This window comes from Pedobacter steynii, assembly GCF_900103665.1.
Taxonomy (GTDB): domain Bacteria; phylum Bacteroidota; class Bacteroidia; order Sphingobacteriales; family Sphingobacteriaceae; genus Pedobacter; species Pedobacter steynii.
Window position 1 is genome coordinate 323,498 of record NZ_FNGY01000005.1, and the last position, 16,673, is coordinate 340,170.

Consider the following 16,673-nt stretch of genomic DNA (forward strand, 5'->3'; position numbering starts at 1 on the left):
GCTTCAAACGCAAACTTTTGAAAAATCAGATAAATATTTTATTAATCATTTGCTAATTAGAAAAATATAACTTTACTTTGAGTCAGAGCACAGTAAGTGTAAAAAATACAATGTTTAATAATTCAACCATTATTTCCATTATTACCACCACCGGGATATCTCGGAGGGAGGCTAGCTAATGGGTAAAAATAAAAAACTAAAAACCACAAAAAGCGCCTTCCTCTAATCGGGGAAGGCGCTTTTTTTTTAACCGTAAATTATGAATATTTTAAAATTTGGAGGTACATCAGTCGGTTCTTTGCAAAGCATAAGTGCATTGCTAAGTATCCTTAAGGATCAGCAAGGCGCTGAAAATCCTATTGTCGTCTTATCGGCCATGAGCGGGGTAACGAATGCCCTGGTCGAGATGGCAGAAAACGCAGGGCAGGCTAGAGATTATAGCGAGGAGTTGAAAACAATTGAGAAAAAGCATTTTGATGTGATTCGGGCTTTATTGCCTGCAAATGCTCAGAACCCGGTACTGACCAAGCTTAAAATCTATTTTAATGAGCTGGAAGAGATCTTACAGTCGGTTTATAACCTAAGAGAGTTGAGTCTGCAGACGAAAGACCTGATTTTAAGTTATGGAGAACGTTGTTCTACGGTAATGATCAGTCATATCGCCAAGCAGACTTTTCCAAACGCCCTTTATGTGGATGGGTCGGAACTGATTAAAACAGATCATAATTTCGGGCAGGCAAAGGTAAATACCTATCTGACAGAGACCCTTATCCGGGATTTTCAGGAGAGTAACGCGGACAAGCTTTTGTTCGTAACTGGTTTTATTGCCAGTAACGATGAAGGCAGGATCACGACCCTTGGGCGTGGTGGAAGTGATTACACTGCCGCAATCTGGGGATCTGCGCTAAATGCGGCGGAGATACAGATCTGGACAGATGTAGATGGAATGCTGACTGCAGATCCAAGAATGGTAAAAAAAGCATTCTCTCTGCCGGAGCTGAGCTATACCGAAGCAATGGAGCTGTCTTATTTTGGTGCAAAGGTGATCTATCCTCCAACAATGATCCCTGCATTTTTAAAGAGAATTCCTATTGTTATCAAAAATACTTTCAATGTAGATTTCCCTGGAACTTATATCAAGCATGGAACCAGTGTTTCGAAATTACCGATCAAAGGAATTTCGTCTATTGATGAGATCAGCGTGTTGAACCTTACAGGAAGCGGAATGGTTGGGAAAGCAGGTTTTAGCGGAAGGCTGTTTTCCCTGTTATCGCGCGAGCAAATCAATATTATCCTGATTACCCAGTCTTCCTCTGAACATAGCATCACTTTTGCTGTGAAACCTGCCGATGCCTTAAAAGCACTCGCCCTGATCAATAAAGAGTTTGAACTGGAGCTTCAGGCACGCAAACTGGAATATCCTGAAGTGGAAAATGGATTGGCTGCCCTGGCGATTGTAGGGGAGAACATGAAAAAAACACCAGGAATGTCAGGGAAGTTATTTAATGCTTTGGGAAGGAATGGTGTGAATGTACGGGCAATTGCACAAGGTTCTTCAGAGTACAATATTTCTGTGATCATCTCCAAACCTGACCTTTCAAAAGCGGTGAATGCGGTTCATGATGCTTTTTATGCTAATCTAAAAAGAACTTTACACGTATTTTGTCTGGGGACTGGTAATATCGGAAAAACGCTATTCGCACAGCTGGAGGCTCAAATGGACTTTTTAGCGACCAACAACGATCTTCAGGTAAAGGTGATGGGCGTAAGTAATACCCGGAAAATGTACCAAAATGCAGAAGGGATCGCTTTGAGTAACTGGGAAAAGGATCTGGAAACACATGGTGAACCTGCGGATTTAGCCGTATTTATCAAGCAGATGAAAGCCATGAACCTTCCAAACTGTGTATTTGTGGACAATACTGCCAGTCATAATCCGATTCAGTTTTATCAGGATGTCCTGCAATCCAGCATTTCCGTAGTGACTTGCAACAAGATCGGAAATTCTGCAGACTATGAACAATATGTTGCCTTTAAGCAGGCGGCAAGAAAATATGGGGTCGATTTCTACTATGAGACAAATGTGGGTGCAGGTTTACCGATCATCCGTACTTTAAAAGACCTGATGATGAGTGGCGACCGGATAGACCGGATTGAAGCCATTTTATCTGGTACTATTTCTTACATTTTTAATAATTATAAAGGAGATAAGCTGTTTCACGAAGTCGTGAAAGAAGCACAGGATAAAGGATATACCGAGCCTGATCCGAGAGATGATCTCAACGGAAAAGACTTTATGAGAAAGATGTTGATTCTGGCCCGTGATGCAGGTTATCCATTGGAAGAAAGCGATATTGAGATCGAAAGCATGCTTCCTCCGGCTTGTCTGGCTGCAGCTACTGTCACCGATTTCTATCAGGAACTGGAAAACAATACGGAATACTTTGAAAAATTGAAACAGCAGGCTGCCTCAGGTAATAAAGTACTGAGGTATATTGGTAAGCTGGAAGCGGGAAAAGTGGTGATCACTCTGCAGATGGTAGATGACAGCCATCCTTTCTATATGCTTTCCGGAAGTGACAATATTATTTCCTTTACCACAGACCGGTATAAAGACCGCCCGCTTGTGGTTAAAGGTCCGGGTGCCGGAGCGGAAGTAACTGCTGCCGGTGTTTTTGCTGATATTATTAATGTAGGTAAACGATGAAAGAGTCTATAAAAGTTTTTGCCCCTGCAACTGTTGCCAATGTAGTTTGTGGATATGATGTCCTGGGTTTTGCCGTAAATCAACCCGGTGATGAAGTCATCATGAAGTTAACAGAGTCCCCCGGAATCAGCATCACAAAGATCACTGGTGATGAAGGGCGCTTGCCGCTGGATCCAAAGAAAAATACTGTGAGCGCCAGCGTGCAGCATTACCTGAACCATATCGGTAAACCGGATACGGGAATAGAAATCGAATTGCATAAGAAAATGCCGATAGGTAGTGGACTGGGATCGAGTTCCGCCAGTACGGTTGCCGGTTTATTTGCTGTGAATACGCTATTTGATAACCTGCTGACCAATAGAGAACTTGTTCCTTTTGCGATGAAAGGAGAGGAATTGGCCTGTGGTTATGGGCATGCAGATAATGTGGCTCCGGCGCTGCTGGGAGGCTTTGTGTTGATCAGAAGCTATCAACCCCTGGACATTATCAATTTACCTCATCCTGACGATCTGTATGCCGCTATTGTGTACCCTGAAGTTGACGTCCCTACTAAGGACGCGAGACAGATGATCCGCTCTAAAGTGTTTTTAAAAGATGCAGTTACCCAGTGGGGAAATGTTGCGGGTCTGGTAAGTGGTTTGTTTCTGAAAGATCATGAGCTGATCGGCAGAAGTATGACCGATATTCTGGTGGAGCCTACCCGCTCTATTTTAATCCCTGATTTCTATAAACTGAGAAGTCTGGCAATGAAGACCGGGGCTACGGGCTTTGGTATTTCAGGCTCTGGTCCTTCGGTTTTTGCTTTAACAAAAGACGAGGCAACCGCCAGAGCAATTACCCAGAAATTGCAACAACACTTAAAAGGCATTGGTATCAACAGTTTGTCTTTTGTGTCGGAAGTAAATAAAAAAGGTCCTGTTATTTTAGATTAACCCCCATTATGAAACTATATAGTACTAATAACCACGATTTAAACGTAGACTTTCCTACCGCTGTTTTTAACAGCATGCCTTTGGATAAAGGTTTATACATGCCGGTAAATATTCCGGTACTGGATCAGGAGTTTATTCAGCAGATCGATCAGTATACCTTGCCACAGATTGCCTTTAAGGTCGCTTCTGCACTATTGGATCATGCCATTCCAGCTGCAGATTTGCAAAAGATCATTGATGAAGCATTTAATTTCGAAGCACCAGTGGTACCACTTGAAGCCGAAACTTATGTCTTGGAGCTGTTTCATGGCCCTTCGCTTGCTTTTAAAGATTTTGGCGCCAGGTTCATGAGCCGGATTATGGCTTATTTCTTAAAAGATGGAGAACAATTACTGGATGTTCTGGTTGCTACTTCCGGTGATACCGGAGGAGCAGTGGCATTGGGATTCCTTGGGGTACCCAATACCAGGGTTACAATCCTTTATCCGAAAGGGAAGGTGAGTGAAATTCAGGAATTGCAATTGTGTACGAACGGAGAGAACATCCATGCCATAGAAGTAGACGGGACTTTTGACGATTGTCAGCATCTGGTGAAACAGGCATTTGCGGATGAAGAATTGAACCGTAAGCTTCGTCTGACTTCCGCTAATTCTATCAATATTTCCAGATTGATCCCCCAGACCTTGTATTATTTCAATGCTTATGCGCAACTCCGCAGGGCAGGAAAGAAGGAAGTCATATTTTCTGTACCCAGCGGTAATTTTGGAAACATTGCTGCGGGATTGCTGGCCTATAAAATGGGGCTTCCGGTAAAACAGTTTATCGCTGCGACGAACGTGAATGATACTGTTCCACGGTATTTGAAAACAGGGGTATATGAAACAAAGCCTTCTATACAGACTTATGCCAATGCAATGGACGTAGGTGCTCCGAGCAATTGGGTGAGGATCATGGACCTCTTTAATCAGGATAAAGCCGCTTTGCAGGAAGTGTTGAAAAGCTATAGCTATACCGATGAAGAAACATTAAAAGGAATTCATTCGATCTATGAGCAGTTTGGATATATTGCATGCCCGCATACCGCAATTGCCTGGTTGGCTCTGGAAGACTATAAAAAAGAAAACCCGCAGGAAAACGCTACGGGTGTATTTTTATCTACGGCACATGCCTGTAAGTTTCCTGATGTCTTTTCTGAGGAGATGAGCAGCAAAATTCAAATTCCCGTTCATGTGCAGGAACTATCTGCCAAATTAAAACATGCTGAAAAGATGGATACGGTGTATGATTCTTTTAAAAGTTACCTGACTACTTTTTACTAAAACGCATGATGGCAATATCGCCCATCATAAAATTAAGTGTGCTGTCACTTACAGAATAAGTACTTGCTTTTTTTAACATTTCCAGAAAAGTGGCCTCTCCTTCACCAGGGCAGGCCATTTTTGTCATGGCTAGCGGATGGGTGAAATTGACGGTAGTATCGTCTGCTATTAAAGCCCCTGAGAAAGAGTTGCAACTGGTGTTTCCACTTAATTTCTTCCCTGCAACATCAAAGGTGATGGTCGGTTTTGTTGCTGGATATAAACCGTTAAAAGCTATTCTGGGACCAGAGATGTAGTTCAGTTCCCAGGTTCCTCCCAATTGAGATAATCCACCATTTCCTATCGTTCCGGGTTTCAGGGTGGTACACGCAACAAAAGTGCTGGTCATTACAATTGCCAGTAACATGATTCTTTTCATAGCCTTATTGTTTTAATGATACCCGAAAGGTACAAAGAGTATTCGAAAATATACCTATCGGGTATCATGAAAAGACTAAAATACTGCCTGTACGATCTTCTTTGTAGGTTCCGGATTGCCCATCGTATAGAAGTGAAGGACAGGTGCACCCATCTCTTTTAACTCCTGACATTGGTGGATCATCCATTCTATCCCCACTTCTTTTACATCCTTCTCTGACTTGCAGGCCTGGATCGCTTCACTCAGTTCCATTGGAATATCCAGGTGGAAAATTTTTGGCAGGCTAACCAGTTGTTTACTGCTTGTAATTGGTTTAAGACCCGGGATAATCGGGACATTAATGCCATTTGCACGGCATTTATCTACTAAAGCTTTATATTTTTTATTGTCAAAAAACATCTGTGTAACGATGAAATCTGCTCCGGTATCGACTTTATGTTTCAGATATTTAAAATCAGTATCCAGGTTTGGCGACTCGTAATGTTTTTCCGGATAGCCCGCTACGCCGATACAAAAATCAGTCTTTGCAGCATCTTCCATATAATCATGCAGGTAACGGCCATTGTTCATGTCAACCACATGTTGTAACAATTCTGAAGCATAAGCGTGTCCATCTGGAGTTGGGATAAATGAATTGTCACTTTTCCGGGCATCTCCACGTAAAACCAGCACATTATCGATTCCTAAAAACTGAAGATCGATCAGTGCATTTTCAGTTTCGTCCTTTGTAAAACCTCCGCAGATCAGGTGAGGCACTGCATCCACATTATATTTATTCATAATGGCTGCACAGGTAGCCACAGTGCTGGGACGTTTGCGGTAGGCGATCTTTTCTAACAAACCATTTGCATGTTGTTTGTAGATATAATCCTCCCTGAGGTAAGTCACATCGATAAAAGGCGGATTAAATTCCATTAAAGGATCTATTGCATCAAAAATGCCTTTAATACTTTGCCCTTTTATTGGTGGCAAGAGCTCAAAGGAGAAGAGGGGTTTTCCTTTTGCGTTACTGATATGGTCTACGATCTTCATTAGTATAATCTTGTTAGGTTGGTTTTCTGTAATTAATAAGCCAGGTTAGGACTTAACCATCTCTCTACTTCTTCTATTGGCATGTCTTTTCTAAGGGCATATTCTTCGATCTGATCTTTCGTGATCTTTCCCAGACCGAAATACCTGGACTGTGGGTGAGCAAAATAAAATCCACTTACTGCTGCGGTAGGGTACATTGCATAACTTTCTGTTAAGCGGAGACCTATCTTATCTTCTGCATCAAGCAATTCAAAGAGCGTCCCTTTTTCGGTATGCTCCGGACAGGCAGGATATCCCGGTGCGGGACGAATTCCGGCATATTCTTCCTTGATCAATGCTTCGTTGCTCAGCTGTTCATCTTTTGCGTAACCCCAGTAATCTTTACGGACCAGTTCGTGCATTCTTTCTGCAAAGGCCTCCGCCAGCCTGTCGGCCAGTGCTTTGGCCATGATGCTATTGTAATCATCATAGTTGGCCTCAAACTCAGCTACAAGTTCATCACATCCTATTCCTGTGGTTACTGCGAAGCCTCCAAAATAATCAGCAACGCCTGATTCTTTAGGCGCGACAAAGTCTGACAATGCATAATAAGGTTCACCAGCAACTTTTTCTGCCTGCTGACGAAGGGTATGAATGGTTACTTCCTGTCCTTCAACATCAAGGATAATGTCGTCGCCAACGGTATTTGCCGGCCAGAAACCGATCACTCCTTTAGCGGTCAGCAGTTTCTCATCGATGATTCTTTTTAGTAAGGCCTGCGCATCATCAAATAGTTTTTTTGCTTCATCACCAACCAACTTATCGTTGAATATTTTAGGATAACTGCCACGAAGTTCCCAGGTATGGAAGAAAGGAGTCCAGTCGATATAAGGAACCAGTTCCGCCAGTGGATAATCTTCAAATACTTTTGTTCCGGTGAATGCAGGAGCCGGAGCCACCAAGTCAAGATCTATTTTAAACTGATCCTTTCTGGCCTCTTCTAAAGTCTTAAAACGTTTATCGGAGCGTTTGTTTAGATGTGCTTCTCTTGCTTTATCGTATTCTTTTCTGATGCCTTCGATATAAGGACCTCTGGTCTCTTCGTTCATCAGGGTACTGCAGACTGTTACACTTCTGGAAGCGTCCAGTACGTGAATGGCGGGACCTGAATAGTTCGGAGCTACTTTTACTGCCGCATGAATTCTGGAAGTGGTAGCACCGCCAATGATCAGGGGAATCGTAAAGCCTTCGCGTTCCATTTCTTTGGCAAAGTGTACCATTTCGTCAAGCGAAGGGGTAATCAGACCACTTAATCCAATGATATCTGCATTAATTTCTTTGGCTTTCTGAATAATGGTTTGTGCCGGAACCATAACACCAAGATCTACGATCTCGAAATTATTACAAGCCAATACCACGCCTACAATGTTTTTTCCGATATCATGAACATCACCTTTTACGGTGGCCATCAATACCCTTCCTGCAGATGAGCTTGCTTTTCCATCAGGATTGTCCAGTTTTTCCTGCTCAATGAAGGGAAGGAGATAGGCTACTGCCTTTTTCATTACCCTGGCAGATTTTACGACCTGAGGAAGAAACATTTTTCCTGCCCCAAAAAGATCTCCAACGATGTTCATTCCGTCCATTAACGGACCTTCAATCACATGTATTGGTTTAGGATATTTCTGTCTGGCTTCTTCTACGTCGGCATCTAAATATTCTATAATTCCCTTCACTAAGGAGTGAGAGAGTCTGCTTTCGACGCTTTCTTTTCTCCATTCCTCATCTCTAACAATCTCTTTTCCTTTAGACTTAATGGTATCTGCAAATTCAACCAGTCTTTCTGTAGCGTCATCTCTGCGGTTGAGCAATACATCTTCCACACGTTCCAGAAGTTCCGGTGGTATTTCCTGGTAAACTTCCAGCATTCCGGCGTTTACAATCCCCATGTCCAGACCTGCTTTAATGGCATGGTACAGGAATGCGGAGTGCATGGCCTCTCTAACGGTATTATTTCCTCTGAAAGAGAACGATATATTGGAAACTCCTCCACTTACTTTAGCGTAAGGCAGGTTTTCCTTGATCCATCGGGTGGCGTTAATGAAGTCTACTGCATAGTTGTTGTGTTCTTCCAGACCGGTTGCTACGGTCAGGATATTCGGATCAAATATGATGTCTTGGGCAGGGAAGCCGACTTCATTCACTAAAGTATCGTAGGAGCGTTTACATATTTCTTTTCTTCTTTCAAAGTTATCTGCCTGTCCTTGTTCATCAAAGGCCATTACGACTACAGCTGCACCGTAATTCATGATTTTACGGGCACTTTCCTTAAACTTTTCGTCTCCTTCTTTTAGTGAGATGGAGTTGACGATTCCTTTTCCCTGTAAACATTTTAATCCGGCCTCAATTACGCTCCATTTAGAGGAATCGACCATGATTGGGAGTTTGGATATATCAGGCTCAGAAGCGATCAGGTTTAAGAATTTGACCATCGCAGCTTCTCCATCCAACATCCCTTCATCCATATTTACGTCAATCACCTGGGCACCACCTTCTACCTGTTGACGGGCAACAGTAAGGGCAGCCTCATAGTCGCCACCTAAAATAAGTTTAGAAAATTTAGGCGATCCGGTGATGTTTGTTCTTTCACCAATATTGACGAAAATACTTTCCGGGGTAACAGTTACGGGTTCCAGTCCGCTTAGTCGTAAGTATGGAGCTACTTCAGGAATTTTTCTTGGGCTAACTTTTTTGGCTTTGGCAGCAATGCAACTGATATGCTCAGGCGTAGTGCCACAACAACCACCCACAATATTCACAAATCCATGTTGTATAAAATCTTCTACTAAATGTGCCGTTTCATGAGGCATCTCATCATAGGCACCAAACTCGTTAGGTAAGCCTGCATTGGGATAGGCGGATACGTAACAAGTGGCCTTGGCAGAAAGCTCCTCAATGTGTGGCCTCATGTCTTTGGCTCCCAGCGCACAGTTAAAGCCTATGCTGATCGGGTTGGCATGAATTACAGAATTTAAGAAAGCTTCCACGGTTTGTCCCGATAGGGTTCTTCCGGAAGCATCAGTAATGGTTCCGGAAATCATGATGTCTATCGTTCTGCCAATCTCTTTTTCATATTTTTTAATAGAAAATATTGCAGCTTTGGCATTTAAGGTGTCAAAGATGGTCTCAATTAATAAAAGATCGGAGCCGCCATCAACCAATCCGCGAACCTGTTGATCATAAGCATCAACAAGTTCGTCAAAAGTTAATGCCCGATATCCAGGATCATTTACATCTGGTGAGATGGAAAGTGTTCTATTGGTTGGGCCAACAGCACCAGCCACGAAAGATCTTCTGTCCGGATTTTCGGCCATGAATTCGTCTACCGCTTCACGTGCAATCCTGGCACCTGCAAAACTCATCTCATAATCCAACTCTTCCATCTGGTAATCTGCCAGTGAAATGCGCTGGGTACTAAAGGTGTTGGTTTCAATAATATCTGCACCGGCTTTAAGATATTCGGTGTGTATTGCTTTAATGATGTCAGGGCGTGTAAGGTTTAGCAAATCGTTATTGCCTTTCACATCACATGGGTGATCTTTAAACCTTTCACCTCTGAAATCTTCTTCTGTTAGGATATAACGCTGGATCATGGTACCCATGGCACCGTCAATAATCAATATGCGTTTTTCTAACTCTTCTCTAATGTTCATTTTTTTCTCCCCGTAAGGCGTATGGAAAAGATGACCAGACATGAACTTCATATCGGTTACTGTTTTATACGCAATCAAAAAGCTTATTGAAAAGTCCGGTATAGGGTCGACTTTAACTTATCTTTCGGGAGCCAATGGTCCGGTTCCAGTAGAATGTAGCACCTTGTAAGCACAGGTTGCTAAGACTTCGCAGGGTCTAATCCCTCCGTCTTTCTCTATAAGCTCTGCAAAAGTGCAACAAAGAAAAATGATTTCCAAAAAAACAGTGCTTAAAGCATATAAAATTGCAAAGGCCATGCAAATTTGCATGGCCTTCGGAACAATATTCTGTACAATTGTGATTATCTTCTGCTTCCGAAGATTCTTAATAAGAATAAGAAGATATTGATAAAGTCAAGATAAAGTGATAAGGCACCCATGATGGCTAATTTTTTAGCATCTGCAGCAACCATTTGATCCCCATTTTCTTCGATACCTGCACCGATACGTTTTAGCTTTTGAACATCATACGCTGTAAGGGCGGTAAAGATGGCTACACCAAAGAAGCTCATGATATAGCTAAAAGTAGGGCTTCCAAGGAACATGTTAATGATGCTGGCAATGAATAGTCCCGCAACACCAACCATTAAGATTGGTCCGAATTTACTTAAATCTACATCGGTCGTATAGCCAAGAACGGCCATAATCCCGAAGATACCTGCTGCTGCAGCAAAACAAGCTACAATAGATCCCGCAGTGTATACCAGAAGGATAAAGCTCAAACTCACCCCTAAGAGGATAGAGAATAAGACGAAAACACCTAACAGTGCACCATAAGAAAGGCGGCTAAATCCAGCTCCCATTAATAATACCAGGCCCAGAGGGGCAAACATGGCAATATATCCTAATACAGTTCTCTGTCCGGTTTCAAAATTCACCAACTGGCTTAGTGCTGCCGGAGAAGTAGAGATAACCAAAGCTGCCACTGTTGATAAACTCAACGCTACAAACATCCATAGAAACACATTTGCGAAGAACTTCTTGGCAACCATTCCGGTTTGCTGTTCTGCAATAACAGATTTGTGTGCCCACTGGTAATTATTGTTGTTATCCATTTTATTTAAGTTTTAGTTTAAAGTTACTAATTGTTTATCTTCTTACAAAACCTATGCCCCGAGTCGTTTTGTCAGGATTTCTTCTACTTTTTTAAATAATTGAAGTGGTTTTAATGTTCTCCATGCCAAATCGTCAAGCTGACCGCCAAAGTTAATGTAGTAGTCAATATTACCGTTTCTGAATTCGTCAATTACATGTTGCTGAAAATTGATTCCGGTGATCCAGCCATCTTCGACATCCTGGAACCACTCTTCATAATAGCTGTCTTCAGAAGAATGGAAGTTAAGGATATTCTCTCCGACAAGGATAAATTTATTGATTCCTTCGTCGATCATCAGTTCCAGAATCTCCCTTTTCAACAACATAATGTCGTTCCCAATCGCATCGTTCCACTCCCCGATAAACTCAATGATGGTGTAATTCCTGTCGTAATCCGTATACAAAACTTTAAGATATAGTGTATTGGAACCAAAATCATCCCATTGAGGATGAATCAGGAAATTGTACAGTTGTTTGTCGAAATAGAACTCTGAGTATTCCGTATTGTAAAAAGGCGAACGTTCATCTTCGGCAGCGATATAATCATCGCGCCATAAGTAGAAGGGCTCAATTTCGTGCATATTTTATGAGATTATTTAGTACCTGCTTCTACAGCCTTACGTACACTTCCGTAACGGATGAGCAGATCAGCCGCCTGATCATGGTCGATGTGTAGTTCTTCCATTACCATTTGTGTGCCACGATCAACCAGTTTATGGTTTGTTAGCTGCATATCTACCATTTTGTTTCCTTTTACCCGGCCCAGTTTAATCATCACTGTCGTACTGAGCATGTTTAAAACCAATTTTTGAGCAGTTCCTGATTTCATACGGGTAGAGCCGGTAAGAAATTCCGGTCCGACCACTACTTCTACCGGGAAGTCACTCTCTGCAGCAATAGGGCCTCCTTCGTTACAAACGATACATCCGGTTAAGATGCCGTGTTTACGTGCTGTATTTAGTCCGCCGACTACATAAGGGGTGGTTCCTGATGCGGCCAGTCCGATCAGGCAGTCTTTTTCATTGATTTTGTATTCCTGAAGGTCTATCCATGCCTGTTCAACATCATCTTCTGCATTTTCTACCGCTTTTCTGATCGCTGTATCGCCACCGGCAATGATCCCAACTACCCAGTCAAAAGGAACGCCAAATGTTGGCGGGCATTCTGAGGCATCTACTACACCCAGACGACCACTGGTTCCTGCTCCGATATAAAATAAACGGCCTCCACTGATCATACGTTCTGCAACTGAGGCAGCTAATTTCTCTATTTGTGGGATGGCATTTTCCACTGCCTGAGGAACTGTCTGGTCTTCCTTATTGATGTCTTGAAGAATTTGAAGTACGGACATCTGATCGATGTTGTTATACTTTGACTCCTGCTCAGTTACTCTTATCATATGTGGTTTTTTTGATAAAATTCGTGATTTTCTTTTTAAACCGGAAATATTCAAGGAAATCAGTTCAAATAAGACAATACTACGCGACATTCCCGCTTATTGTGAAATTTATCAAAACAATTACAAATGAATAGGACTTAATTTATTAATTGACAGGGTTATTTTATAACTTTACGCAGCATTTAACCATGAAAAAGACTACCCGATATAACCTTTTGATCGCCCTTACTTATTCCGTTGTTCTAATAGGTGGTATGTTTGTGGGGTATAAGTTTCTAAAAGATCAGGGATTTCAGGTTAAAAAGCAGGCCGGTTATCTCGCCGACAATACTGAAAAGGTAGATGAAATCATTCATATTATTAATAAAAACTATGTTGATGAGGTAAATGCGGATAGTTTACACCACCTTCCTATAGACAGCTTGTTACATCAGCTGGATCCGCATAGCGTTTATCTTCCTCCCGCAAAAGCGAATGAATTTGCCGAAACCCTTGGGGGTAATTTTGAAGGCATTGGAATCGAATATTATATCCTTAATGATACGCTGTTGGTAACTAATGTGATCAAAGATGGTCCTGCTTTTCTTTCAGGAATCCGCCAGGGAGATAAAATTCTTAAAATAGACACCACTTTTGTAAGCGGAAGGGCATTGCCGAGAGATAAAATGATTGGTAAGATCAAAGGAAAGAAAGGTACTGCGGTGAAATTAAGTATTTTGCATCCTGGAAATCCTAGCGCGGTACTCTTTACGGTGAACCGAGGCAGAGTAAAAGTGAGCAGTATTGATGCAGCTTATATGCTCAATGCTGAAACAGGATATGTGCGTATTAGTAATTTTGGCGCAGAGACCGATCAGGACTTTGTCGAATCTGTCCGTACGCTTAAAGGCAAAGGGATGAAAAAGCTGGTGCTTGACCTTCGTGATAACGGGGGAGGTTACCTGACTGCAGCAACAGGGCTGGCTAATCAGATTTTAGCAGAAAACAGGTTAATCGTATATACTCAGGGTAAACATGAACCGAGAACAGATTACTTTACTACTGGTGGTGGAGAATTCGAGCAAGGAAAACTGGCCATCCTGATTAATGAGAACTCTGCCTCTGCAAGTGAAATTCTTGCCGGTGCAGTACAGGATTTGGATAGGGGAATCATTATTGGTCGCCGTTCTTTCGGAAAGGGTCTTGTTCAGGAGCAGTTTCCTTTTGTAGATGGTTCTGCCTTAAATCTGACCATAGCAAGATATTATACACCTTCAGGAAGAAGCATTCAGAAATCTTATAAAAAGGGCTATAACGCCTATCAGAATGAGATTGAGGATCGTTTTAATGATGGAGAGCTGACTTCAAAAAATGTAAGTGTAAAAGATAGTGTTAAGAAAGGAAAGTTATTCTTAGGCGGCGGAATTCAACCGGATATTTATGTGAAAATGGATACCAGTGGATTTAACAGATTTTATGCGAAGCTGATTGCGAAGAAAGTGCTGTTTGACTTCGTCTATGATGTTCTTGCAAACCGCTACACTTCTTCTTTTATTGAACAGAACCTTGCAACCTTTAACATCAATGATGCGGATTACAAGGATCTGTTGAAATATATTCAGACTAAAGGTGTTGTGATAGAGCCAAAGCTATTACAAGCTGCCAGACCTTTGATCTATAATGACATCAAAGTGTTGTTGTGTAAATACCACCTGGGTGATGCCGGTTATTACAAAGCGCTTAATTTAAGTGACGCCATGGTCAAACAGGCATTAACCAGTTTGCAGTAATCGTATTTTATTTCTGTCTGAAATAAATCTGAATTGGTACTCCGCTAAAGTTAAAATGTTCCCTTAGTTTGTTCTCAATGAAACGTTTATACGGTTCCTTGATGTACTGAGGTAGGTTACAGAAGAAAGCAAACATCGGTGATGTTCCGTTGATCTGAGTAATGTATTTAATTTTGATGTATTTTCCTTTCAATGCTGGTGGAGGATAGTTCTCAATGATTGGCAGCATGACGTCATTCAATTTAGAAGTAGGAACTTTCTTTCCTCTGTTTTTGAATACTTCCAATGCGGTTTCAATAGCCTGGAAGATACGTTGTTTATTGACTACAGAGGTGAACACGATCGGTACATCAGTGAAAGGTTGTAGTTTCTGACGAATCTGGTCTTCAAATATTTTAACAGTTTTACTGTCTTTCTCTACTAAATCCCATTTGTTAACCAGGATTACGATACCTTTTTTGTTTTTCTCCGCAAGGTGGAAAATATTAACGTCCTGCGACTCTAATCCTTCCATGGCATCTATCATTAAGATGACCACATCTGCTTCTTCCAGCGCCTTAATGGTACGCATAACAGAATAAAATTCAATGTTCTCTTTTACTTTGGTCTTCTTACGAAGTCCGGCAGTATCAATAAACATAAATTCGTGTCCGAATTGATTGTAGTGAATATGGATAGAATCTCTTGTTGTACCTGCGATTGGAGTTACAATATTTCTTTCTTTACCAATTAGTGCATTGATCAGTGATGACTTACCTACGTTAGGTCTTCCAACGATGGTGATTTTAGGTAAGGCATTTTCTTCTTCTACCACATCTTCGAAGTGTTTGATCACATCGTCTAATAAATCTCCTGTTCCGGAACCCGTCATAGAAGAGATCGGGTAGATTTCACCTAGACCAAATCCGTAAAATACGGAAGCATCATTTTGTAGTTGTGTATTGTCTACTTTATTTACAACGATAAATACTGGTTTACTGCTGCGTCTAAGTAATTGTGCGATTTCGTCATCCAGGTCGGTAATGCCGGTTACCACATCTACCATAAACAACAATACTGTTGCTTCTTCGATGGCGATAACCACCTGTTCACGGATGGCTGCTTCAAAAACATCTTCAGAATTGGCTACGTAGCCTCCTGTATCAATTACTGTAAATTGCCTGTTTGTCCATTCTGCCGATCCGTAATGACGATCACGGGTTACACCGCTAAAATCATCAACAATGGCTTTGCGACTCTCTGTTAAGCGGTTAAATAGGGTAGATTTGCCTACGTTTGGTCTTCCGACTATTGCGATAATGTTGCTCATGTGTATTGGTATGAATTGTATTAGTTATTAAGGGGTTGCAAAGGTAAGCTTAATTTTCGTACCCGAAACTTTTTAAATAGTTCTTTTTACTTCTCCAGTCCGGGACCACCTTTACAAAGGTCTCCAGGAACACCTTTTGATCCAGAAATTTCTCAATATCCTTACGGGCTTCGGTACCAACTTTCTTTAGCATTGCACCACCTTTACCGATCAAGATATTTTTCTGAGAATCGCGTTCTACAATGATTTCAGCACTGATTCTGGTAATTTTCTCTTCTTCTTTAAAAGAAGTAATCACAACCTCTGTACTATAAGGGATTTCCTTTTGATAGTTATTAAAGATCTTCTCTCTGATGATTTCTGAAACAAAGAATCTTTGGGTACGATCAGTCAGGTCTTCTTTATCATAGAAGGGAGCATGTTCCGGTAAATGATCCAATACCATCTCCATGATGCCATCCAGATTATATAGATGTAATGCAGAAATGGCATAAATATGCTTGGGATTTAGTTTTTCCTGCCAGTAAGCAGTTTTCTCTTCTACCTCTTCTTGTGTGGCATTGTCGATCTTATTGATCAGAACAATCATTGGAATGGTGGTGTCAATAATCTTTTCCAATACATCGTTCTCATCATACTGTTCGTTAATGTCGGTAACGAACAAAATCAGATCCGCATCTGTGAGGGCACCTTTAACCGAACTCATCATGGAATCTTGCAAACCGTAACGCGGTTTTATGATGCCCGGAGTATCAGAAAATACAATCTGATAGTTTTCTTCATTGACAATTCCCAGAATCCTGTGACGGGTAGTCTGAGCTTTCGGAGTAATGATAGAAAGCTTTTCACCCACCAGGGCATTCATTAACGTTGATTTGCCCGCATTGGGCTTACCAATTATACTTACAAAACCTGCTTTATGTGACATGAAAATATTTTTTAAAATAAATTTGCACCGCAAA

At 41.6% G+C, this 16,673-nt stretch carries 12 protein-coding genes and 1 riboswitch; of the genes, 4 read left to right on the top strand and 8 right to left on the bottom strand.

The annotated features are described in order from the left end of the window. The first annotated feature begins 259 nt into the window (after positions 1-259). The 3 genes from thrA to thrC are packed head-to-tail and all read left to right on the top strand — an operon-like array spanning position 260 to position 4,958. A complete protein-coding gene (gene thrA / locus BLQ87_RS15795) occupies positions 260-2,707 on the top strand; it encodes a bifunctional aspartate kinase/homoserine dehydrogenase I (RefSeq protein WP_074608517.1) in 2,448 nt (815 codons plus the stop codon). Next, a complete protein-coding gene (locus BLQ87_RS15800) occupies positions 2,704-3,639 on the top strand; it encodes a homoserine kinase (RefSeq protein WP_074608519.1) in 936 nt (311 codons plus the stop codon). The genes thrA and BLQ87_RS15800 overlap by 4 nt, the downstream gene beginning before the upstream one ends. 8 nt (positions 3,640-3,647) lie before the next feature. After that, on the top strand, positions 3,648-4,958 hold the full coding sequence (thrC, locus tag BLQ87_RS15805; RefSeq protein WP_074608521.1) for a threonine synthase: 1,311 nt from the start codon (positions 3,648-3,650) through the stop codon (positions 4,956-4,958). On the opposite strand, the gene BLQ87_RS15810 is transcribed toward thrC, so the two are convergent. The 6 genes from BLQ87_RS15810 to murQ all read right to left on the bottom strand — a co-directional run bounded on the left by BLQ87_RS15810 (position 4,945) and on the right by murQ (position 12,633). After that, the gene (locus BLQ87_RS15810) at positions 4,945-5,376 is read right to left on the bottom strand and encodes an META domain-containing protein (protein WP_074608523.1); all 432 of its coding nucleotides are present in this window, start codon (positions 5,374-5,376) and stop codon (positions 4,945-4,947) included. The two genes, thrC and BLQ87_RS15810, sit on opposite strands and share 14 nt — an antisense overlap. 75 nt (positions 5,377-5,451) lie before the next feature. Continuing rightward, positions 5,452-6,408: a methylenetetrahydrofolate reductase [NAD(P)H] gene (gene metF / locus BLQ87_RS15815; protein WP_074608526.1), complete on the bottom strand. Its 957-nt coding sequence runs from the start codon at positions 6,406-6,408 to the stop codon at positions 5,452-5,454. Positions 6,409-6,440: 32 nt separating this feature from the next. Further along, positions 6,441-10,100, bottom strand: a complete 3,660-nt coding sequence (gene metH / locus BLQ87_RS15820; protein WP_074608993.1) for a methionine synthase — start codon at positions 10,098-10,100, stop codon at positions 6,441-6,443. 114 nt (positions 10,101-10,214) lie between these two features. Continuing rightward, a riboswitch (SAM riboswitch) is annotated at positions 10,215-10,324 on the bottom strand. A gap of 117 nt (positions 10,325-10,441) precedes the next feature. Then, on the bottom strand, positions 10,442-11,194 hold the full coding sequence (locus tag BLQ87_RS15825) for a Bax inhibitor-1/YccA family protein (protein ID WP_074608528.1): 753 nt from the start codon (positions 11,192-11,194) through the stop codon (positions 10,442-10,444). A gap of 51 nt (positions 11,195-11,245) precedes the next feature. Beyond that, on the bottom strand, positions 11,246-11,815 hold the full coding sequence (locus BLQ87_RS15830) for a hypothetical protein (RefSeq protein WP_074608531.1): 570 nt from the start codon (positions 11,813-11,815) through the stop codon (positions 11,246-11,248). An 11-nt stretch (positions 11,816-11,826) separates the two neighbouring features. Then, positions 11,827-12,633: an N-acetylmuramic acid 6-phosphate etherase gene (gene murQ / locus BLQ87_RS15835; protein ID WP_074608996.1), complete on the bottom strand. Its 807-nt coding sequence runs from the start codon at positions 12,631-12,633 to the stop codon at positions 11,827-11,829. Positions 12,634-12,821: 188 nt separating this feature from the next. On the opposite strand from murQ, the gene BLQ87_RS15840 reads away from it, so the two are divergent. Next, positions 12,822-14,402, top strand: a complete 1,581-nt coding sequence (locus BLQ87_RS15840; RefSeq protein ID WP_074608533.1) for a S41 family peptidase — start codon at positions 12,822-12,824, stop codon at positions 14,400-14,402. 7 nt (positions 14,403-14,409) lie between these two features. Here BLQ87_RS15840 and der read toward each other — a convergent pair whose 3' ends face one another. Together der and era are read right to left on the bottom strand one after the other, a co-directional pair. Continuing rightward, the gene (der, locus tag BLQ87_RS15845; protein WP_074608535.1) at positions 14,410-15,711 is read right to left on the bottom strand and encodes a ribosome biogenesis GTPase Der; all 1,302 of its coding nucleotides are present in this window, start codon (positions 15,709-15,711) and stop codon (positions 14,410-14,412) included. 49 nt (positions 15,712-15,760) lie between these two features. After that, positions 15,761-16,639, bottom strand: coding sequence for a GTPase Era (gene era / locus BLQ87_RS15850; RefSeq protein WP_074608538.1), 879 nt, complete (start codon positions 16,637-16,639; stop codon positions 15,761-15,763). Positions 16,640-16,673: the final 34 nt, after the last annotated feature.